This window comes from Mesorhizobium sp. USDA 3734, from assembly GCF_056279665.1.
This window is the reverse complement of the sequence record NZ_JBWCCW010000001.1, coordinates 1,802,773-1,824,114: the sequence shown is the minus strand read 5'-3', so window position 1 is coordinate 1,824,114 and position 21,342 is coordinate 1,802,773. Positions and strand designations below refer to the sequence as shown.

The 21,342-nt window shown below is 65.6% G+C and carries 18 protein-coding genes; 8 read left to right on the top strand and 10 right to left on the bottom strand.

From position 1 onward, the window contains the following. The first annotated feature begins 138 nt into the window (after positions 1–138). The 6 genes from ACZ89F_RS08650 (at position 139) to ACZ89F_RS08625 (ending at position 7,843) form a co-directional block, all read left to right on the top strand. Positions 139–636: a (2Fe-2S)-binding protein gene (locus ACZ89F_RS08650; RefSeq protein ID WP_476091305.1), complete on the top strand. Its 498-nt coding sequence runs from the start codon at positions 139–141 to the stop codon at positions 634–636. Next, on the top strand, positions 633–1,691 hold the full coding sequence (locus ACZ89F_RS08645) for an FAD binding domain-containing protein (protein WP_476091304.1): 1,059 nt from the start codon (positions 633–635) through the stop codon (positions 1,689–1,691). The genes ACZ89F_RS08650 and ACZ89F_RS08645 overlap by 4 nt, the downstream gene beginning before the upstream one ends. Next, positions 1,681–3,939 carry a xanthine dehydrogenase family protein molybdopterin-binding subunit gene (locus tag ACZ89F_RS08640; protein WP_476091303.1) on the top strand — a complete coding sequence of 753 codons (2,259 nt, stop codon included), beginning with the start codon at positions 1,681–1,683 and terminating at the stop codon, positions 3,937–3,939. The genes ACZ89F_RS08645 and ACZ89F_RS08640 overlap by 11 nt, the downstream gene beginning before the upstream one ends. Before the next feature lie 156 nt (positions 3,940–4,095). After that, positions 4,096–4,575: a (2Fe-2S)-binding protein gene (locus tag ACZ89F_RS08635; RefSeq protein WP_476091302.1), complete on the top strand. Its 480-nt coding sequence runs from the start codon at positions 4,096–4,098 to the stop codon at positions 4,573–4,575. Then, positions 4,572–5,555 carry an FAD binding domain-containing protein gene (locus tag ACZ89F_RS08630; protein ID WP_476091301.1) on the top strand — a complete coding sequence of 328 codons (984 nt, stop codon included), beginning with the start codon at positions 4,572–4,574 and terminating at the stop codon, positions 5,553–5,555. Before ACZ89F_RS08635 ends, ACZ89F_RS08630 begins: the two co-directional genes overlap by 4 nt. Then, on the top strand, positions 5,552–7,843 hold the full coding sequence (locus ACZ89F_RS08625) for a xanthine dehydrogenase family protein molybdopterin-binding subunit (RefSeq protein ID WP_476091300.1): 2,292 nt from the start codon (positions 5,552–5,554) through the stop codon (positions 7,841–7,843). The genes ACZ89F_RS08630 and ACZ89F_RS08625 overlap by 4 nt, the downstream gene beginning before the upstream one ends. A 176-nt stretch (positions 7,844–8,019) precedes the next feature. Here ACZ89F_RS08625 and ACZ89F_RS08620 read toward each other — a convergent pair whose 3' ends face one another. The 8 genes from ACZ89F_RS08620 to ACZ89F_RS08585 all read right to left on the bottom strand — a co-directional run bounded on the left by ACZ89F_RS08620 (position 8,020) and on the right by ACZ89F_RS08585 (position 17,306). Further along, positions 8,020–8,736 (bottom strand): outer membrane protein, encoded by a 717-nt coding sequence (locus tag ACZ89F_RS08620; protein ID WP_476091299.1) that lies wholly within the window; start codon positions 8,734–8,736, stop codon positions 8,020–8,022. A gap of 78 nt (positions 8,737–8,814) precedes the next feature. Beyond that, positions 8,815–9,516 carry an outer membrane protein gene (locus ACZ89F_RS08615; protein WP_476091298.1) on the bottom strand — a complete coding sequence of 234 codons (702 nt, stop codon included), beginning with the start codon at positions 9,514–9,516 and terminating at the stop codon, positions 8,815–8,817. A 217-nt stretch (positions 9,517–9,733) separates the two neighbouring features. Further along, a complete protein-coding gene (locus tag ACZ89F_RS08610; RefSeq protein ID WP_476091297.1) occupies positions 9,734–10,693 on the bottom strand; it encodes an AraC family transcriptional regulator in 960 nt (319 codons plus the stop codon). 207 nt (positions 10,694–10,900) lie between these two features. After that, on the bottom strand, positions 10,901–11,782 hold the full coding sequence (locus ACZ89F_RS08605; protein ID WP_476091296.1) for an EamA family transporter: 882 nt from the start codon (positions 11,780–11,782) through the stop codon (positions 10,901–10,903). A 140-nt stretch (positions 11,783–11,922) separates the two neighbouring features. Further along, positions 11,923–13,026 carry an ABC transporter ATP-binding protein gene (locus ACZ89F_RS08600; RefSeq protein ID WP_476091295.1) on the bottom strand — a complete coding sequence of 368 codons (1,104 nt, stop codon included), beginning with the start codon at positions 13,024–13,026 and terminating at the stop codon, positions 11,923–11,925. Positions 13,027–13,040: 14 nt separating this feature from the next. Continuing rightward, complete coding sequence (locus tag ACZ89F_RS08595; protein ID WP_476091294.1) at positions 13,041–15,227, bottom strand: ABC transporter permease; 2,187 nt, start codon at positions 15,225–15,227, stop codon at positions 13,041–13,043. Positions 15,228–15,380: 153 nt separating this feature from the next. Further along, the gene (locus ACZ89F_RS08590; RefSeq protein ID WP_476091293.1) at positions 15,381–16,436 is read right to left on the bottom strand and encodes an ABC transporter substrate-binding protein; all 1,056 of its coding nucleotides are present in this window, start codon (positions 16,434–16,436) and stop codon (positions 15,381–15,383) included. 33 nt (positions 16,437–16,469) lie between these two features. Further along, a complete protein-coding gene (locus tag ACZ89F_RS08585; protein ID WP_476097248.1) occupies positions 16,470–17,306 on the bottom strand; it encodes an inositol monophosphatase family protein in 837 nt (278 codons plus the stop codon). Between the two features lie 205 nt (positions 17,307–17,511). Here ACZ89F_RS08585 and ACZ89F_RS08580 point away from each other — a divergent pair, with 205 nt between their 5' ends. Both ACZ89F_RS08580 and ACZ89F_RS08575 read left to right on the top strand, forming a co-directional pair. Continuing rightward, on the top strand, positions 17,512–18,537 hold the full coding sequence (locus ACZ89F_RS08580) for a LacI family DNA-binding transcriptional regulator (RefSeq protein ID WP_476091292.1): 1,026 nt from the start codon (positions 17,512–17,514) through the stop codon (positions 18,535–18,537). A gap of 37 nt (positions 18,538–18,574) precedes the next feature. Beyond that, entirely contained in the window at positions 18,575–18,760 is a 186-nt protein-coding gene (locus tag ACZ89F_RS08575) for a hypothetical protein (RefSeq protein WP_476091291.1), read from the top strand. Positions 18,761–18,781: 21 nt separating this feature from the next. On the opposite strand, the gene ACZ89F_RS08570 is transcribed toward ACZ89F_RS08575, so the two are convergent. Beyond that, complete coding sequence (locus tag ACZ89F_RS08570) at positions 18,782–20,278, bottom strand: sulfatase family protein (protein ID WP_476091290.1); 1,497 nt, start codon at positions 20,276–20,278, stop codon at positions 18,782–18,784. 81 nt (positions 20,279–20,359) lie between these two features. Next, positions 20,360–21,328, bottom strand: a complete 969-nt coding sequence (locus ACZ89F_RS08565; RefSeq protein ID WP_476097247.1) for an aliphatic sulfonate ABC transporter substrate-binding protein — start codon at positions 21,326–21,328, stop codon at positions 20,360–20,362. Positions 21,329–21,342 lie beyond the last annotated feature (14 nt).

Below are 21,342 nucleotides of genomic sequence, written 5' to 3'. Positions count from 1 at the left end.
CCTGCCCGCCTGTCTCGCGGGAGATTCGCTGCAATTTCCGCTTTCGCCGCCAAGACCTGACCAAACGGTTACCTTGCCCTTCTCCGGCAAGGCACCAGTTCAACCCCATCCGCGTCAAGCAACTGGAGCCAGACGCCCATGACCAGCCTTCCCATCACGCTCACCATCAACGGACACCGACACGAACTGGAGGTCGATCCGCGCGTAACCCTGCTCGACCTGCTGCGCGAACGGCTCGATCTCACCGGCACCAAGAAGGGCTGCGATCGCGGCCAGTGCGGCGCCTGCACGGTGCTGGTCGACGGCAAGCGCATCAACTCCTGCCTGGCGCTGGCGGTCAGCCATGACGGCGCCAATGTCTTGACCATTGAAGGCGTCGCCCACGGCGAGGATCTGCATCCGGTGCAGGCCGCCTTCATCGCCCATGACGGCTTCCAGTGCGGGTTCTGCACGCCCGGCCAGATCATGAGCACGCTCGGCCTGATCGCCGAGGGACAGGCCGGCGACGATCCCGAACGCATCCGTGAGGGGCTGAGCGGCAACATATGCCGCTGCGCGGCCTATGGCGGCATCGTCGGGGCCGTCCTGGAGGCCCAGCAACAGCTTGCCAAAGCAGACCGGAGGACCGCGGCATGAGAGACTTCGATTACATCAGGCCCGCCACCATCCCAGACGCCATCGCAGCCGCGGCCGAGCCGGGTTCGGCCTATCTCGCCGGCGGCACCAATCTGCTCGACCTGATGAAAGGCGGCATCACCAGTCCCGAACGTATCGTCGACATCTCCCGGTTACCGGAGCTCAACCGCATCGAGCGGCTGGCCGATGGCGGCGTGCGCATCGGCGCACTGGTGCGCAATGCAGACCTCGCCTACGATCCGGAGTTCGCGAAATCCTATCCGGCGGTGGCCGAAGCGCTGCTGTCGGGCGCTTCGGCGCAGCTTCGCAACGCCGCCACCGTCGGTGGCAATGTCTTGCAGCGCACGCGCTGCAGCTATTTCTACGACACCGCCAGCGCCTGCAACAGGCGCGAGCCTGGCGCCGGTTGCGACGCGCTGGAGGGAGAGAACCGCCTGCACGCCGTGCTTGGCTGGAGCGACGCCTGCATCGCCACCCATCCGTCGGATTTCTGCGTGCCGCTGGTGGCGCTCGACGCGGTGGTCGAGATCGAAGGCAAGAAGGGCCGGCGCCATGTGACGCTGGAGGAATTCCACCGGCTTCCCGGTGAAACGCCGCAGCGGGAGAATGCGCTGGAGCCCGGCGATCTGATCGTGGCGGTGCGCCTGCCGGCGGAGGCTGTCTCCTTCTCCGCCAATACCCGTTACCTGAAAGTGCGCGAACGTACCTCCTATGCCTTCGCCGTCGTATCGGCCGCGGCAGCGCTCGTCGTCGACGGTGGCAAGATCCGCGCCGCAAGGCTGGCGCTGGGCGGCGTCGCGGCCAAGCCGTGGCGGGCGCGCTCGGCCGAAGCCATCCTGCTTGGCGCGGATGCCAACGAGGCGACCTTCGCCAGCGCGGCGGACGCCGCCTTGGCCGATGCCAGCCCCTCCGGCGACAATGCATTCAAGATCGAGCTTGCCCGCCGCATCGTGGTCAGGGTTCTGATGTCAGCCCTTTCGGGAACGCCCGAGCGCCTGCCGGCCCTTCCTGCCTCCCCGTTCTCAAACATTCCCGGAGTGCGCCATGACGCTTGAACTGAGCCTCAACCAGCAACCCGCCCATGCCCGGCAGGGCTCCAGCATCGGCCAGCCGCTGACCCGCCGCGACGGCTTTCTGAAAGTCACCGGTGCCGCGCGCTATGCCGCCGACAACCATCCGCCCGGCATGCTCTACGCCGTGCTGGCCGTCAGCAGCATCGCGCGCGGCCGCGTTGCTGCGCTGGATACCGAGGCGGCCAAGGCGCACAAGGGCGTGGTCGAGGTGATGACGCCGCAAAACCGGCCGGCGCTTGCCATCGATCCGGATGCCAAGGACCATCCCTTCATGTTCCGGCTCGACCTGCTGCAGAACGACAAGGTCCGCTACCCCAACCAGAGCATCGCCGTGGTGATCGCCGAGACGCTGGAGGCTGCGACCGAGGGGGCAGCACTGCTGTCGCCGCGCTATGAAGCACTGCCGCCGCGCGTTGGCCTCGATGGCGCCGAAAGCTTCGTGCCGCGTGGTGTCGGTATCGGCGGTCCGGCCGTGCAGCACAAGGGCGATGTCGAGGCGGGCCTCAGATCGGCAAAGACGCGGATCGAAGCCACCTATGAGACCCCGGCCCAGTACCACAATGCCATGGAGCCGCATGCGATCGTCGTCGCCTGGGATGGCGACAGACTGTCGATCGACACGCCGAGCCAGGGCCTTGCCATGGCGCAGGGCCGCATCGCTGGCCTGTTCGGCATCGCGCCGGAAAACATCCACATCCGCAGCCCGTTCCTTGGCGGCGGCTTCGGCTCCAAAGGCATGATTTCCGGTCCGCAGGTGCTGGGCATCCTGGCGGCGCGTCTCGTCGGCCGTCCGGTCAAGCTGGTGCTGCGGCGCGAGCAGATGTACGGTCCGGTCGGCCATCGCGCGCCGACGCGCCAGACGCTGCGCATGGGCATGGATGGCGAAGGGCGGCTGACGGCGATCGACCATCACGCCAGGACCACGTCGAGCACGTTCGACGATTTCTTCGAACCGGCCGCGGATGCCTCGCACACGCTCTATGCCAGCCCGGCCATCGCCACCTCGCACGATGCCGTGCGGCTCGACACCGGTACGCCGCTGTTCATGCGGGCGCCCGGCGAAGCCACCGGCTCGATCGCTTTGGAGAGCGCTATCGATGAGGCGGCTCACGCCTGCGGCATGGATCCGCTGGAATTTCGGCTGCGGAACTATGCCGAGGTCGAGCCGATGACCGGCAAGCCGTTTTCCTCCAAGGCGCTGCGCGAATGCTACAGACAGGCGGCTGAGACGTTCGGCTGGGCGAGCCGCCCGCTTCAGCCGCGGCTGATGCGCGACGCGGACGGTTTCCTCACCGGTTGGGGCTTGGGCACGGCGACCTTTCCGGCGATCATGTTCCAGGCCGAGGCCCGCGCCGTGCTGAGAAGCGACGGCAGCGGCCTGATGGAGACCGGTGCGCAGGACATGGGGCAAGGCGCCTGGACAGCATTTGCTCAGATCGCCGCCGATGGGCTTGGACTGGACATCGACCGGGTCGAGTTCAGGGCCGGCAGCTCCGACCTGCCCAATGCAGGCATTGCCGGCGGCTCCGGCCACACGGCGACGGCCGGCATGGCAATCCACAATGCGGGCGCCGCCGTCATCGCCAGGCTCGCCGATCTCGCCACCGGCAACGAGGCCTCGCCGCTGTTCGGCGCCGGCAATGCAGGCGTGCTGGCGCGCGGCGGCCGCCTTTACCGGCGCGACGATGAAAGCCGCGGTGAAAGCTATGCCGAGATCCTCACACGCGCGGGCCTCACCGAGATCGAAGCCCATGGCAAGGGCGCTCCAGACCCGGCGTCCCAGGAGACCTATGCCAAGCACGCGCACGGCGCCGTGTTCGCCGAGGTGAAGGTTGATCCTGATTTCGGCCAGATCCGCGTCACAAGGCTGGTCGGCGCGTTCGCCGCCGGACGGGTCATCAATCCGCGGCTGGTGCGCAGCCAGTATTATGGCGGCATGATCTGGGGCGTCTCCTTCGCGCTGCATGAGGAAGCCATCACCGACCGGCGCTCGGGCCGGATCCAGAATGCCAACCTCGCCGAATATCATGTCCCGGTGAATGCCGACGTGCCGTCGGTCGAGGCGCTGCTGGTCCACGAGGACGACCCCTATGTCAACGCGCTCGGCATCAAGGGCGTTGGCGAAATCGGCATCACCGGCACGGCCGGCGCCATCGCCAATGCGGTCTGGCATGCAACCGGCGTGCGGCCCCGGCGCTTTCCGATCCGCATCGAGGACCTGCTGGGGTGAGGAGTGGTCCCGCGAAGCGGGCGGGAAGCCAAGCTTGGCTTCCCGAACGACGAACGCACGGAGCGACAGCGAAGGGCCGGACAGCGGGCACTAGGTCCGCCGCCTGCCCAACATGAGATCAACCGACTTCGCGTCAAGCAACTGGAGCCAGACGCCATGACCAAAACAACAATCCCCGTCCATCTCGATATCAACGGCGACCATCACGAGCTGCAACTCGAGCCGCGCGTCACGCTGCTCGATGCCTTGCGCGACCGCCTCGGCCTGACCGGAACCAAGAAGGGCTGCGACCACGGCCAGTGCGGCGCCTGCACCGTGCATGTCGACGGCGAGCGCGTGCTGGCTTGTCTCACACTTGCAGCTCAAGCTCAGGGCCGCACCGTCACCACCATAGAGGGGCTTGCACGGGAGGGCGAAATGCATCCCGTGCAGGCTGCCTTCCTCGAACAGGACGCCTTCCAGTGCGGCTATTGCACGCCCGGCCAGATCATGTCGGCGGTCGCCTGCATCCGCGAAGGCCATGCCGGCTCGGACGAGGAAATCCGCGAATACATGGCCGGCAATCTCTGCCGCTGCGGCGCCTATCCACACATCGTCGCCGCCATTCGCCAAGCGGCCTTGGAGGTCCAGTCATGAGGGATTTTTCCTATCTGCGCGCCAATTCACTTGATGCGGCACGCCAGGCGGCTGCCCTGCCCGGTGCCATGCTGCTCGCCGGCGGCACCACGCTGATCGACCTCGCCAAATGCGGCGTCGCCGAGCCAGACAGCCTAGTCGACATCACCCATCTCAAGGGGCTGAACAGCATCGAATTGGGCGAGCGCGGCGCCACCATCGGCGCGCTCGCCAGGATGGGCCATGTCGCCGACCATGCCGGCATCAAGAGCCACTTCCCCGCTATCTCCGAAGCCCTGTGGCAGGCGGCCTCGGCGCAGATCCGCAACATGGCGACCATCGGCGGCAATCTGATGCAGCGTACGCGTTGCCCGTATTTCCGCGACCCAGCGAATTTCCCTGCCTGCAACAAGCGGGAACCTGGCAGCGGCTGTTCGGCGATCGGCGGCGTTACAAGGGGCCATGCCGTGCTCGGCACCAGCGACGCCTGCATCGCCATGTATCCCGGCGATCTCGCCGTGGCGCTGGTCGCCTTCGATGCGGTCGTGCATCTGGGCGAGCGCCAGCTTTCGGTCGACGACTTTTTCCTGCTGCCCGGCACCACGCCGGACAGGGAACACGCGATCGAGCCGGGCGAGATGATCACCGCGATCGAGATCCCCGGCTCGGCCTCTGCCCAGCGCTCGACCTACCTGAAGATCCGCGATCGCCAATCCTATGAGTTTGCCGCGGCAAGTGCCGCCGTCGGCATCGAATTCGAGGCCGATGGCCGCACCATCCGCGATTTGCGCGTGGCGCTCGGCGGCGTTGCGACAAAGCCGTGGCGTGCACGGGCCTTGGAGGAGGCGCTGAAGGGCAAGGTGCTGGAGCCGGACGTTGTCCGCGCCGCCAGCCTGCTCGCTGTCGAAGGCGCCGTCGACCATGGCGCCAACCACTACAAGATCGAACTGGCGCCGCGCGTTGTGGCGCGGGCTATTCTCAAGATGGGAGAAACGGCATGACGGTTCACAACATCAGACATGGTGACGCATCCGACGGTGCGGAAGCCGTCGGCGGCCGGCTGTCGCGTGTCGACGGCCCGGCCAAGATCACGGGTGCGGCGAAATACGCCGTCGAGCAGCAGCTCGAAGGCCTCGCCTATGCCGTGCTGGTCGAAAGCACGATTGCATCGGGCAAGGTGCGCGCGATCGACACCAAGGCGGCCGAGGCAGCGCCCGGCGTGCTGCAAGTGCTGACCCCGGACACCATCATCAGTCTCAGGACCGCCTCGGACTGGTTCGGCACGCCGCCGCCCGACAAGCCCTATTGCCCGCTGGCGCGCGACATCGGCTTCTCCGGTCAGCATGTCGCCGCCGTGATCGCCGAGACCTTCGAACAGGCGGTTGCGGCGGCCGCACTGGTCAAGGTCAGCTATGACGAGGCCCCTTCGATCGTCGACCTCAGCGACGCCAAGGCCGGCGACGGCATCCCGATCGACGCCATGACCAAGGAATGGGGTGACGCGCAAGGTGCATTCGCCTCGGCCCCGGTGCGGATTTGTGCTGCCTACAACACGCCGCGCGAATACCAGGCGCCAATGGAGCCGCACGGCCTGATCGCCCGCTGGGAGGGCGATCAGCTCACCGTGTGGGAGCCGAGCCAGTGGCTGGACGGTATGGCCCGCACCTATGCCGAATGGTTCGGCGTGCCGTTCGAGAATGTCCGGCTGGTCTCGCCCTATATTGGCGGCGGCTTCGGCTCCAAGGCGCTGGCGCTCAGCCATGGCGCGGTGGCCGCATGTGCCGCCAGAATGCTGGGACGGCCAGTACGGCTGGTGATGACGCGGCCGCAGACCTTTACCGGCTATGGTGGCCGCGCCGCGACCCGCCAGACGGTGACGATCGGCGCCAACCATGACGGCGTGATCCAGTCGATCGTGCATCGCGGCGTCAACGAGACGTCGATAGACGGCATGTGGGTCGAGCCGCTGGGCTCGGTCACCTCGATCATGTACGCGACACCGAATTTTTCCTCCAGGCAGAATGTCGTGCGGGTCAATTCGGTGGTGCCGGGCGCCATGCGCGCGCCGGGCGAAAACCCTAGCGCCTTCGGCATCGAAAGCGCCATCGACGAGCTCGCTTACGAGGTCGGCATCGATCCGCTGGAGATCCGGCTGAGGAACTATGCCGAGCAGGATCCGCATGCCAAAAAAGCCTGGTCGACCAGACAGTTGCGCGAGGCTTTTGCCACCGGCGCCGAGCGCTTCGGCTGGTCCAGGCGCTCGCCCGAACCGCGCTCGATGCGCGACGGCAACCAGCTGATTGGCTGGGGCGTCGCGGCCGGCACCTATCCGGTGCGGCGCGCCTATGGCGAGGCGATCGTGCGCATCCTGGCCGACGGCTCCGTCGAGGTCGAAAGCTCGTCGATCGACATGGGCCAGGGCACCTACACCATCCTGGCGCAGACCGCCGCCGAAACGGTCGGCGTGCGAGCTGACGACGTGGTGGTGAAGCTCGGCGACTCGCGCTTTCCCCGTGCCGGCGTCACCGGCGGTTCGCGGCTGGCCGGCGTGATGACGGGTGCGGTCTACAAGGCGGCGACATCGGCGCTCGACCAGCTGGTCGGCCTCGCCATCAGCGATCCGCGCTCGCCTTTCCATGCGCTGCAGGCCAACACGCTGGTCGTTGCCAATGGCCGTATCGGCTCGCCGCGCGGCGACGGCCCTGATGTCTCGATCGCCGAACTGCTCAAGAGTGTCGGCCGCGACCAGATCGAAGCCACCGGCGACACCATGCCAGCCAATTCGACGGCCGAGGACCGCTACAAGAACTACACCACCATCGCCATGGCGCTGCCACATACCGAGGGCGACTATTCCCGCCACTCCTGGTGCGCGCATTTCATCGAGGTGCGCGTCGACGAGGATTTCGGCACGGTGCGCGTCTCACGCGTGGTGTCGGCGTTGGATTCCGGCCGGCTCTACAACCCGAAGCTGGCCGAAAGCCAGTGGAAGGGCGGCATCATCATGGGCATAGGCCAGGCGCTGCTGGAAGAAGGCATCGTCGACCGCCGCCACGGCCGCATCGTCAACAACAATCTCGCAGATTACCTGGTGCCGACCAATGCCGACATCCCCGACATCGAGGTGATCTCGGTCGGCATCCCCGACCTGCATTCCTCGGTGCTCGGCGGCAAGGGCGTCGGCGAGCTGGCGATTGTCGGCGTCGCACCGGCGATCGCCAACGCGGTGTTCCACGCGACAGGCAAGCGCGTGCGGGATTTGCCGATCACACTGGAAAAGCTGATTTAACCAGCGCCGGCTTTGTCTCCCCCTTGAGGAGGAGATGTCGCCGAAGGCGACAGAGGGGATCGCCGCACATAGAGCGCCAACCTCATCTGCAGCAGCAGGCCGAGCCCAGTCGAACCGACTCCCTCTGGGCTGCCGGCCATCTCCCCCTCGAGGGGGGAGATCGGCAGCTTCAGCGATCAGAACTTGTAGGCAACACCGATCCGGACATCGTGCGTCGTCAACTCGATCTCGTCGGGATTGAGAGGAGCGCCGTTGACGATCAGGTGACGCTGGGAAGCATGGCGGCCAAAATCGGCGAACCGGTACTCGCCGCGGACCACCCAATTGTCGGTGACTGCGTATTCCGCACCGGTGCCCAGCGTGTAGCCGGTGACGGTGTCTCTGGCGTCGGCATAGGGACCGCCTGGAATGTCGGTGGTAGTGTGCTTGTAGCTTGCCACCGCCAGGCCGCCGGTGACAAAGGGAAGCCAGCGATCCATCGCGTAACCGGCCCGCAAGCGCACCGACCCGACCGTATCAAGCTCGAGCTCGCCGCCAAAGGCAGGGTCATCGACGCCGAGCGCCCGATACAGCGTCGTGCCCTTCACGCTTGCGAAGCTGTAGTCGCCCTCGATGCCAAGAACCAGCCCGCCGTCGAACTGCTTGTTGTAGCCGGCATAAAGACCGCCGAAACCACCGGACGGACTGTAGCCCCAGCCGTAATTGTCGAAGCTGCCGGGTGCAAAGTTCTGCCCGACCCTTGCGTCCCCCCTGGCGTAGCCGGCCTGCGCACCGACATAGGCGCCGGACCAGGTGTAGGTGGCCGCAACAGGCAAGACCTCGCTGGTGTCCGCCGCGCACGCTATGCCGACAGGTGCGAGGATGAAGGCCGTGGCGAGAAGAATGGATTTCATTGTCTGTCTGCTACCTCAAAAAATGTGCGTTCCCCGCGGCGGAAAAGGCCGCCGCGGGTTTCTGCCCGTTTCGGCAGATCAGAACTTGTAGCTCAGCCCGACCCGGACATCCTGTGTCTGGAGATCGACATGGGTTTCCGTTGGCAGACCGGCTGCCACCGAGAGGTCCTGGCTGCCGAAGTCGGAGTAGCGATATTCGGCCCGGGCGATCCACCTGTCGGTGAAGGCGTGCTCGATGCCGGCGCCGACGGTCCAGCCGACATGGCTGTCGCTGTGCAGCGTTATTTCGGCGGCGGGGCCGCCGGCGCTGGCTGCAATCAATTCATACTTGGCAGCGGCGACGCCGGCGGTGATGTAGGGCAAGGTCCGATCGAACGCATAGCCGGCCCGCAGCCGCGCCGACCCCGACCATTTGAGTTCGCTCTTGAGCAATGTGGAGACCCCGCCGCCGCCAGCGTCGAGGGGCGTCAATCCATCCACATTGCTATAGGCAATGTCAGCCTCGGCGCCGATCACGAAGCTGTTCTCCATCTGGTAGTTGGCGCCGATATGGATGCCGCCGACAAAGCCGTTCGGATCGACGGGAACGTTGAGGTCGGAGGCGCCACCGAGGCCGCCGCCGGCGATGAAAAGATTCGATTGACCGGCCGCGTAGCCGAAGTGAACGCCAGCATAGAGACCCGACCAGTCATAGGCGGCAACAGGCTCATTGATGTCGGCCGCGCATGCCATGCCGGCCGGCGCAAGAATGATGGCTGTAGCGAGAAGAAGAGTTTTCATGGTTTGTCTGCCGCCCCGGAAATGGTGTGGTCCTCGCCTCGCGAAGATCCAGCTGTTGTCGAGAAATCCGGTGTTGCATTGTCCGCCGGCCGCGTCTTGGGCTGGGCCGCACCCGAATTGTCCGGGAAAGCACCGCGGCGCTTTCCCGATCGGTGTGGCCATTCAGCCTCAGTCGATGGGCGCGCCGTGCATCCGGCGGGATTAGCGGCCGGCGAGACTACCTGGCGCTGCTGGGCGTCGAGCCGAAGCGGCGGCGGAAGCAGCGGTTGAAATAGGACACGTCGGAGAAGCCGCTGAGCAGCGCGATCTCGCTGATCCGCATCCGGTCGTTGCGCCTGTCCGAGAGCATCCGATGGGCTCTCTGCAAGCGTAGTTCGAGGATGCGCTCGGCGAAGCTCACCCCGGTTTCCTGCAGGAGATCATGGACATAGCGCACGGACAGCCGCAATTGCCCGGCAACGCTCTGCGCTGAAATGGCGGGATCGGCGAAATTGTCCCGCATCTTTTGCAGGATGGCCTGCAGCCTTGCCGCGCGCAGGCCGCGCAGGCCGGCCAGTTCGGCCACCTCGCCCTTGGCGCCGGTCGCCAGGCCGATCAGATCGACGATCGTTTCGGTGGCGTGGCCGACGAGATCGGGCGAGAGCAAGACGGGGCCTGCTTCCAGGAAGCTGCAATAGCGCTTGAGCATGTCGAGCGCCTCATTGTCGGCTCCGATGGTCAACGCCAACCGGTCCTCGACATGCGTGAAGGCGTTCTCCAGCACTTCGCGCGGCAGCACCACATTGGCCCAGACATTGTTGTCGCCGCCGGTCATCTGCAACGCTTCCGAAGCCGAAACGAGTGCTGCTTCACCTTTGCCCACGTGATAGTCGCGGCCAATCTGGGTGCCGCTGAGCACCGTATCGCCATTGTTGACCAGCAGCAGATAGCCGTCGCGGCCGTCGGCGACGATGTTGCTCGCCTTGCGGCTGGCATGGCGAATCGTCCCCGCCATCTGCCCCAGCACCAGCGACCCGACGGCCGTGGCTTCGATCGCGGCCTCGAACGACAGCTTCTCGGAAATCGTATATTCGACCGACCAGATCTCGGCGACGTGGATGTCCTGCCAGAGCGCGAACCGCGCGCGGTGGTCCAGATGCGGCGGCAGGTCGGTCGATGAGAAGACATTCTTTTGCAAGCAGCGACCGGCCTTTTCCACACACGCGTCTTCACTTCGACGCACACCGTATTGGACCAGATCACCCTCTGTCCAGAGCCGGAAATACTGATGCCGCAGGCGACAATTTCAGTGCTGTTCTGGACAAGAATGCGGCCAAGCTTCGCCGTTTGGTCGGTTGAATTCCAGAAATACTCGGAGATGTCCAGGACCCCGCGCGTCCCTCCCCTACTCCGGCGACGGTACCGGTGGCTTTGAGGTGATCGCCGTGCCGAAAGCGGCGGCAATGACGGCGGCGATCCCGGCGCATTGCGTCGCGGTCAGGCTCTCGTGCAGGAACAGGAAGCCGGCCAGTGCGCCCAGCCCCGGCTCCAGACAGGTCAGCGTGCCGTAGATGCGTGCCGGCATCCGGGTCAGCGCCACCATCTCCAGAAAGAACGGCAGCGCGCTGGAGAACAGGCCGACGAGCAAAGCGCTGACCAGGATCGAGGGCGCCAGCAGCGCGGTTCCCGCTTGCGCGATGCCGAAGGGCAGCACCAGCACGGCGGCGATCGCCATGCCGTAGGCGGTGGTGCGGGTGCCAAGCTCCGCGCCCGCCTTCTGGGCCAGCACGATGTAGAGCGCCCAGAAGCCGCCGGCCGCCAGCGCCAGCATCACCCCGATCGGATCAAGCGGCACGAGTGAATGAACGAAGGGCGACAACAGCAGGATGCCGGCCACCGCCAGCGCGATCCAGGCAAAGTCGCTGGCGCGCCGCGAGGTCAAGGTCGCCACCAGAAGCGGGCCGGAAAACTCCAGCGCCACCGCGATGCCGAGCGGAATCCTGGCGAGTGCTGCGTAGAACAGAAGGTTGAGCACGCAAAGCGTCACCCCATAGGCGACCAGCCACGGCAAAGTGGCGCGCGAGGGCCGCATCTGCCACGGCCGCAGCACCGCGATCAGCATCAGCGCACCGACGACGAGCCTGAGCGTCGTCGTGCCCTGAGCGCCGATCAGCGGGAACAGACCTTTGGCGAAGGTGGCGCCGATCTGGATCGACACCATGGCGCCCATCAGTGCCGCGACCGGCAAGGGCGCCGCTTCGCGACGGGCAACGGACGTCGATGTCACTTCAATTCACCCTTCCTGCCGCCGGGTAAGAACCTGCCTGGCAGCACCGCAATAGGGTGAACCGGCCCGGCTGTCGTGATGCAGCGGCGACTGCCTGCTAGGGCAAGGCAGTGCGGATACGCTGCAAACACCTGGCAAAGCTAGTCGCTGGCAATCAGCACGATCTTGGCCGGATCGAACTCGACGGTGACGATGGATCCCTCGGCCACGGCGGGCGTGACATCAGGCGACGTCGCAAACAGCTCGATCGCCGGATCGCTGACCGTTATCCGGTACTCCATATGGTCGCCAAGATACGAACTCTTGACCACGCGCCCCCTCATTCCGCCGGCCGCCGGCTGACCGGCAAGGATGCGCACGGCGTTTGGCCGCACAGCCAGCACGGCCGGTCCCGGCGCGATGCCGCGATGCGGCAATTCCAGCCGAAGCGGCCCAACCTTCACGTCGGCGCTGGTCTCGTTGCAGCGGATCACCTCGACATCGAGCAGGTTGGCGTCGCCCATGAAGTCGGCGATGAAGCGGTTCGTCGGTTCGTTGTAGAGGTCGCGCGGCGTGCCGTCCTGGGCGACACGGGCGGCATTCATGACGATGATGCGGTCCGACACGGCCAGCGCCTCTTCCTGGTCGTGCGTCACATAGACCATGGTCAGCGCCAGATCCTGCTGCAGGCCGCGGATCTCGTCGCGCACGCGCCGGCGCAGCTTGGCATCGAGATTGGACAAAGGCTCGTCGAACAACAACACTTTCGGCTCCAGCACGATGGCGCGCGCCACCGCGACGCGCTGCTGCTGGCCGCCGGACAGTTCGCTCGGCTGGCGCTTCTCGTAGCCGGACAGGCCGACCAGCTTCAGCTTCTCGGCGGCGCGCTCGGCGGTCTCGGCCTTGCCGAGCCCCATAGCCCGCAGTCCGTAGCTGACATTCTCCATCACATTCATGTGCGGGAACAACGCGTAGGACTGGAAGACCATGCTGACGTCGCGCTCGGCGGCGGAAAGCAAGGTGACGTCCTTGCCGTCGATGATGATGCGCCCGGTGCTGGTGTGTTCCAGTCCGGCAATCAGCCTCAGCGTCGTCGTCTTGCCGCAGCCCGAAGGCCCGAGCAGCGTCACCAGGCTTGCCGGCGCGATGTCGAAGCTGACATCGTCGACGGCGGTGACAGCGCCGTATTTCTTGGTGACGCCCTCGAAGCGCACCGCCGGCTTCTCCACCATGCCGGGGGCAGCCGTCTTGGCCGTTTGATCCATGCCACTTCTCCCCATCAGATTGGAACCACGACGGCTTGCGTGCTCGCCCGGCGCCGGCCAAGCCGGCGTTCGCCGACCAGAAGCTGGATGCCGATGAGGATGAGCATCATGACGACGATCATCACCGCCGAATAGACGATTGCGATGCCGTATTCGCCGACATCGGCGCGTCCGACGATATAGACCGTGGCGAGGTTGAAGCGGCCGGTCGCCAGGAAGATGACGGCGCTGACCGCCGTCACCGCGCGCACGAAGCTGTAGATCATCGCGGTCACGATCGCCGGCTTCAGGATCGGCAGGATGACCCGCCGCAAGGTGGCGAAGGACCGCGCTCCGAGCGTCAGCGATGCCTCGTCCAGGCTCTTGTCGATCTGCCCGAGATTGGCGAGCCCGGCGCGGATCGCCACCGGCATGTTGCGGAAGATGAAGGAGATGACGATGATCAGCCCGGTGCCGGTCAGTTGCACCGGCGGCACGTTGAAGGCGAGGATGTAGCTGACGCCGACCACCGTGCCGGGAATGGCAAAGCTCATCATGGCGAGGAATTCGAACATCGTGCGCCCGGCGAAGCGCTGCCGGTCGAGCAGATAGGCCGTCAGGATGCCAAGGGCGGCGGTGAACGGCATCGCCACCAGTGCCAGGCCGATGGTCATCAGCAGCGACGGCCAGGCCGAGCCGCTCAGGAACCAGCCATTGACGCCCTGCGAGATGGAGAAGGCGGTGAGGAAATATTCCAGCGTCGGCGTGTTGTCGCGGCCGATCGATTGCACGAAGCCGCCGCCCAGGATGATGCCGTAGACGACGATGGTCAAAAGCAGCCACGGAATGACGGCGGCATAGCAGCCGATGCGCAAGGCCCTGGGCAGCGTGGCGGGCACGCCGCCATCGCCCTTGCCGGCGACGGTGACATAGGAGCGGCTGCCGATCCAGCGGCGCTGGATGACGAAGGCGGCGAGCGTGAACATCAAAAGCACGATCGCCAGCACCGCGGCGCGGCCCTGGTCATGCGCGGCACCGACCACGGCGAAGAAGATGTCCGTCGACAGCACGTTGAAATTTCCGCCCAGCACCAGCGGATTGGCGAAATCGGCCATGCTCTCGATGAACGAGATCAGGAAGGCGCTGGCCAGTCCCGGCCGGATCAGCGGCCATGTGATGGTACGAAACGTGCGCCAGCGGCTGGCGCGCAAGGTCTGCGACGCCTCCTCCATGCTCGGGCTGACGCCTTGCAGCACACCGACCAGCACCAGGAATGCGATCGGCGTGAAGGCCAGCACCTGGGCGATGGTGATGCCGGCCATGCCGTAGATCCAGCGGCTGCGCGGAATGCCGAAATGTTCGGACAGCAAATTGGTGACGATGCCGGCGCGGCCGAACAGCAGGATCAGCGCCAAGCCGATGACGAAAGGCGGCGTGATGATCGGCAGGATCGACAGGCCGCGCAGCAGCCATTTGGCCGGCAGCCTGGTGCGCAGTGCGATCAGTGCCAAGGCCAGCCCAAGTGCTGTGCAGAAGAAGCCGACCAGGACCGCGATCGCCACCGTGTTCCACGCCACGCCGCAGGAACCGTCACCATGGAGGCAGCGCAGGCTCCAGATGTTGGCGCTGAAGATCTTTTCGATGAACAGCGCCGGCACGACATTGCCGTCATTGTCCTCGACTGCGGAGGCGAGGATCGACAGCAGCGGATAGGCGACGAACAGGACCAGCGAGGCGATGACGATCAGCAGCGAGCCGACGACGAAACGGTCGCCCTTGCACCAGCCGCGTGCGGCCAGCGCCTCGGCGATGAACATCAGCATCGCCACCGCATAGAGCGCAGCGCCCCAACCAAGCCCCGGCTGCATCGGTCCCGGCGTGCCGGCAAGCTGGTTGAGCCAGGCAAATCCCCAGCCCGAATGGATGATGGAAAAGCCTTCGATGGCCAGCCAGGCAAGGCCGGCCGCGCCCGCTACAGCAAGGCCGCGCAGGTTTTGGCGCGCGATGAGCCAGCTTGCCAGGGCAAGCGGCAGGATCAACGCCAGTAGCCAGAGCCGGCCGTTCAGTGACAACAGGATGGCCGGCGCGGCATCCGCCGGGCGCGCCAGCCAGTCGAGCGACAGGAAGCCGCCCTCGACCTTGTACCACGGCAGCAGCACGAAGCTCGCCCACGCCGCCATCAGCCAGGCGGTCGCACTGCGTGCCGGGGCGGAATTGACCATGGATGAGGCCGAGGCCATGCGATGCCTTTCTGTGCTGGCGATGCCGAAGGTCAGGCGTCGGCTGCCGCGTGGGCAGCCGACGACAGGACAGGCGGTCGGCTTTACGGCGCCGCGATGATGCGGCCGCGCAAGATAGACTCTGGAAACTGGCAGTTAGCCGCCGTTGCGGACCTCTTCCGTGAACTTCTTCAAGAGCCGCTTGCGTTCGGCCGACGAGCCGTATTTGGCGAAGTCGTACTCGATCAGCTTGATCTTGGTGAGATCCGGCGCTTCGGGCGGCACCGGTGTGCCGGTGTTCGACGGGATCTGGAAACTGCCGTTCGGCGCCGCCAGCTTCTGCGCATCAGGCGTCAGCGCCCAGTCGTAGAATTTCTGCGCCTCTTCGACATGCTTGGCGCCGGCAACGATGCTCATCGAGCCGATCTCGAAGCCGGTGCCTTCGCAAGGCGAAACCACCTTGACCGCCGGGTTCTGCTTGGCGGCATTGATGACGTCATGCTGGAAGGCGATGCCGACCAGCGTCTCGCCCTTGCCGACGGCGAGCGCTGGCGCGGCACCGGCCTTGGTGTATTCGGCGATGTTCTTGTTGAGCTGCTTCAGATAGTCGAACGCCTTATCCTCGCCCATCAGCTGGACGATGGTGGCGAGCATGGTCCAGGCCGTGCCTGAGGAATTCGGATCGGCCATCTCGACCTCGCCCTGGAATTCGGGCTTCACCAGATCCGCCCAGCAGGCCGGCGCGGTCAGCCCGCGCTGCTTCAGGTCGTCCTCATTGTAGCCATAGCCAAGCGCGCCGAGATAAATGCCGACGGTGCGGTTCTTGGCCCGTTCGGCTTGCTTCAGCGCCCAGTCGCGCAGGTTTGCCTGTTGTGGCGACTTGTATTCCTGGGTCAGCCCCTCTTCCGCTGCCTGGAGATGGGGGTCGCCGGTGCCGCCCCACCAGATGTCGGCCTGCGGATTGTCCTTCTCGGCCCGCAGGCGGGCGTAGATCTCGCCGGCGCTCATGCGGGTCATGTCGACGCTGACGCCGGTCTCCTTCTGGTAGGTGGTCGCCATGGCCCGGCACCAGGCCTCGTCAACGGCGCAATACATCACGAGGTTGCGATCGGCTGCATGGGCAGCATTGGACAATCCGAAGATGGCCAGCGCCGCGGTGAGTGCGAGCCAGACACCATGCCTGCGCTGCTTGCGATCAGATGGACCTGTCATTGATATTTCCTCCCTTTCTTGCTCTTGAATAACTTAGCCGTCGTCGAGTGGCACTCCGATCACCTGGGACAAGGTCGCCGCCACGCCAGGTGCGGCGGCCAGCACCGGATTGCCTTTCGCCATGCCATCGCCGTCGAGAAAACGGTTCACGCGGCCGCCGGCCTCCTCCACCAGCAGCAATCCGGCCAGACAGTCCCACGCATTGATATGAAGCTCCGCATAGGCATCCGAGCGGCCGTCGGCGACATAGGCGAGCCCAAGCGCCCCTGAGCCGGAGCGGCGCACATTGGCGCCGAGCGCCCAGACCAGGCTCACCTTGTCCAGATACTCGCGGTTGGGAATCCGCGGCGACCAGCCGAACTCGACAAAGGCACGATCGAAGGCTTGCGTGCGCGAAACATGGATCGCAGCGCCATTGCGTGTGGCGCCCTGCCCACGACGGGCGAAATAGACCTCGCCGATGGCCGGATTGGCGATGCCGCCGATCTCGCTGCGGCCGTCCTGGATGAAGGCGATCGAAATGCAGAAATGCGGAATGCCACGCATGAAATTCGCCGTGCCGTCGATTGGATCGACGACCCAGAGGCAGGCAGCGCCGGTGCTGCCGCCGCCTTCCTCGCCCAGGAACCCGTCTTCGGGAAAGGCTGCGGCAAGTATCGCGCGGATGTGCTCCTCGACCTTGCCGTCGGTTTCGGTCAGGAAATCCTGCGGACCCTTCATTGCCACCGGTTCGGCGGCGTCGAGCCTGCTATAGCCCTCCATCGCCAGCTTCCCCGCCGAGACCAGCAACTGCCGGCAGACATCGGCACGCCTGTCGAGCTCGGCCTCCGACAGCCGGGCCGCCTCCAGGTGCAGCGCCGCGCCGCTCATACAGCCGGCCCGGTCGATGACGGTCGCAAGGGCGTCTTCACAGAGATGAACAGGGTATCCTCCCACGCCGTTTTTCCTTGCACGGCTGTGCAAAACTGTTTCATCGCCGCGCAGGTGTCAAGTGGGGCAGTAGAAACAGTGTCGAACTTGCGCTATGTTGCACTGCCGTGCAAGAATTACGAGAAACAGCAGCAAGAGTGTTCGCTTGACAGTTCCAAGGGTCCGCAATGGTTTTTCCAGCGCCCAGCAGGTCGCCGACCTCGCCGGCGTCTCGCGCTCGGCCGTATCACGCACCTTCACGCCCGGCGCCAGTGTTTCGGAAGAAACCCGCGAGCGGGTGCTGCTGGCGGCCGAGCAGCTCGGCTACCACGTCAACCATCTGGCGCGCGGCCTGATGCGGGCGTCGACCGGCATCGTCTGCCTCATCGTTGCCGATGGCGACACGCCCTATCACGCGCGGCTGCAGCGGGCGCTGACCCAGCATCTGCGCGATGCCGGCAAAGTGGCGATGGTGTTCAACACCTCCGGCCCCAGCCACCATGTCGACCAGGCGCTGCGCAACACGCTGAACTACCGCGCCGACGCGACCATCGTTTTGTCCGGCTCACCGCCGCAGCTGTTGATCCGCACCTGCCTGGAAAACGGCCAGCGGCTGATCCTCATCAATCGCGACGACCGCTTCGACGGGCCGCACAACATCGGCGTCGACAACGCCGCCGCCGCCGAGGCGGCCCTGCATGCCTTTATCCGCGCCGGGTGCACCAGGCCTGCCCTGGTGACATCGGCCGCCGGCACGCCCAGCCTGCTGGCCCGCGAGACGGCTTTCATCGCCGCGGCGCAGAAGGAAGGGCTGGAGGTGATCCTGTGGCGCGAGGGCCGCACCAGCTACGCCACCGGCGCCGAAGGCGCCAGGCGCTTGTTTTCCGGACGGCAGCGGCCGGACGCGGCGTTCTGCGTCACCGACCTGATAGCGTGCGGCTTCCTGGACACGGCACGCCACGAATTCGGCATCAACGTACCGCGCGATCTCTGCGTCATCGGCTTCGACGATATCGAACAGGCCGACTGGGCTTCGTACCGGCTGACGACCTTCGCGCCGCCGATCGAGGAGATCGCCACGCAGGCCGTGCGGCTGGCGACGGGTTCGCTGGGGGAAGCCGGCGCCGGCAGCCGCCTGACCTGCCATGCACCGATGGTCTGGCGCGGCACCGTGAGACCAGGTCAAGGCTGATGCGAAGGGCGCACCGACAAGGCCGGGAGAGGCTCTGATGTCCAAGAAGAAAGCGAAGAAGACCCGCTTTGCCGCCGAACCGGTTCAGATGACGGTCGGGCCCGAGATCCGGCGGCTGATGCGCAAGTTCGGGCTGACCGAGGAAGAGGCGCTACGCATGATGCGCGAGTGCCACGCCGCCCTCGACGGCGTCGGCACCGGACATGGACAGCAAGGTTCATGATGGCGCCCGTCAGAGCGCGCGTCAGTTCAGGGATTTGCGCCGCGGCGGCGGTGCAGGGTGGCGCTGCTCGAGTGCCGCTGCCGCATCAGTGCGGCCGGTCCGGCGCAGTCTTTCGAGGTAGCCCGGCAACTCGCCAAGGCAATGGAACGGCCCACCTTCCCTGATCACCGTCACCAGCGGATCGACATCGCTGTCGCTGCGGACGGCCATCGTGCTGCGCCAGTCCTCGAGCAGCCGGCTGGCATGATCGACCACATCGGTTCGAACACCGGAGAGATCGTGCTGCTCATGCGGATCCTCGCTCAAATTGAACAGGCTGACGGGGCCGAAATCCTTGTAGCCGTCGTGATAGGTGCGCAGCATCAGCCAGTCGGCCCCGCCGAGCCGGAACCGCACGCCGCGTTGCACCGCCCACGCACCCTGGCTCAGCACCAGGAACTCGCGGCCGCCCTCCTCGTTCGCGGCGAGTGCCGGCGCGAAGGAGCGCCCATCCCACAGCGCCGGCACGCTGCCGCCAAGCCGGTCGATCAGCGTGGCGGCCCAATCGAAATGATAGTGCAGGCCGCGGTTGACCCCGCGCATGTCCTCGGCGCCGGGCCAGCGGATGACCAGCGGCACGTTGCAGGTGAATTCGTCTGCTGTCTGATGGTCGCCCCAGACATTGAGCTCGCCGAGGTTCTCGCCGTGATCGGCGCCGATGACGATGATCGTGTCATCGAACAGGCCTTGCCGCTTCAACTCCTCGACGATGAGCCCGACATGATGATCGGCGTAGAGCACGCCGGTATCGTAGCCGTCGAACCAGGCCTTGACGGTGTCCATGTCGCTGATCGGCGACGGCATGCGCCGGTATTTCGATCCGCCCGGCTCGATGTCGAAGCCCGAGGGTTCCTGTGGGCTGTGCGGGCCGTAGCCGGCATGGCTCTTCTCGAACACCGCCTTGGTCATCCAGTCGGGAAGCGGCTGGTCGGCGAAGGGGTCGCCGAAGGCGTCCGGCGCGCGATAGGGCGTGTGCGGATCCCAGACATTGACATGCAGGAACCATTTTTTTGCCGAGCCATTGCGCTTCAGCCAGTCGATCGCCAGGCCCGAGACCTCGTCGGCGTTTTCCATGCCGGCCTTGCCCGGATTGATGATCTCGTTGAAGCCGGCATACCAGTGCCAGCAGCCGTGCCGTTCGCCGAAGCTGCTGATCGTCGTGGTGTGGTAGCCGAGATCGCGCAGCGCCCGCATCCAGCCTTCTTCGTAGAAGGTGCCGGCCCAGGCCCTTTCGGCGCCTTCGCGGAACGGCTCGCAGGCGGTGCCGCCATGACCGACCACGCCGGTCCGCATTCCGTGGCGGCCGCTCCACAGCGCCGTGCGCGACGGATGGCAAGGCACATCCGAAACATAGACGTTCTCGAAGCGGATGCCGTCACCGGCAAGGCCGTCGATGACGGGAGAGGTGTTCCGGTGATAGCCGTAGCAGCCGAGATGGTCGCGCCTGAGGCTGTCGATGTCGATGTAGAGAACGTTCATGAATGGCCTCGCCGCTGCTGTGATTGTCAGAAGGCAAGCCCCGGCTCGACGCTGGGGCCTGCGGTTTAATGCATGCCGGTTTCAGGCCGAGATGTATTGATCGCCGAGATAATAGTCCTTGGGATCGAGCGAGGTCTCGAGCTTGCCGAAGGTCTTGAACAGGTCGTTCATCGTCGAGAACCAGCCGTTCACGGTGCCGTCCTTGGTCAGCTTGATGAGCTCGGCCGACGTCATGAAACGGCCATAGCCGGCCTCCGTCTTCAGCTGGTCGGCCGGAATGCCGAGCAGCTTGGAGGTGATCTCGATCGCCTTGTCCTGGTTGGCGGCGCGAAAATCCTGCGCGTCCTTGATGGCGCGCACCACGTTGCGGACGAGATCGGGATTGCCCTCGATCAGGTCGTTGCGGGCAATGAAGACGCTCGGAAAAGTGGTCTGCGGATAGAAGTCGTCGTTCTTGGCCAGTTCCACCAGATCGGGAACGCTCTTCTGGATGATGCCGACGAACGGATACCAGATGCCGGCCGCGTCGACCTGCTTGGAGGCGAAGGCCGCCACGATGGTGCTCGGGTCCATCTGCACGATGTCGAGGTCGGTCATCGCCATGCCGGCCTTGCGCAGCGCCAGCCGCAACAGCATGTCGCCCGACGTACCGGCCGCGATCGCGACCTTCTTGCCCTTGAGGGCGGCGATGGACGTGATGCCCGCCTGGGCGATCACCCGGTCCGAGAAGCCGACATCGTTGACGGCGATGATCTTGGCCTTGCCGCTTGCCGGCAGCCACAACGCGCCCGGTCCGAGATAGCCGAATTCCAGGCTGTTGGCGCCAAGCGCCTGGACCTGGATGGGGCCGTTGGTGAAGACCTTGATATTGGCATCGACGCCGTGCTTGGCATAAAAGCCTTGGTCGGCGGCGACGCCGGCAACGCTGGCGCCCCAGAAGTCGCCATTGTAGCCGATGCGCGCCGCCGTTCCCGCCGCCCCGGCACGAATGCCAGAGGCAGCGAACGCGGCAAGTGCCGCCGATGATGCGATGAGTTTACGTCTTGTCAGTGTCACCATACTCT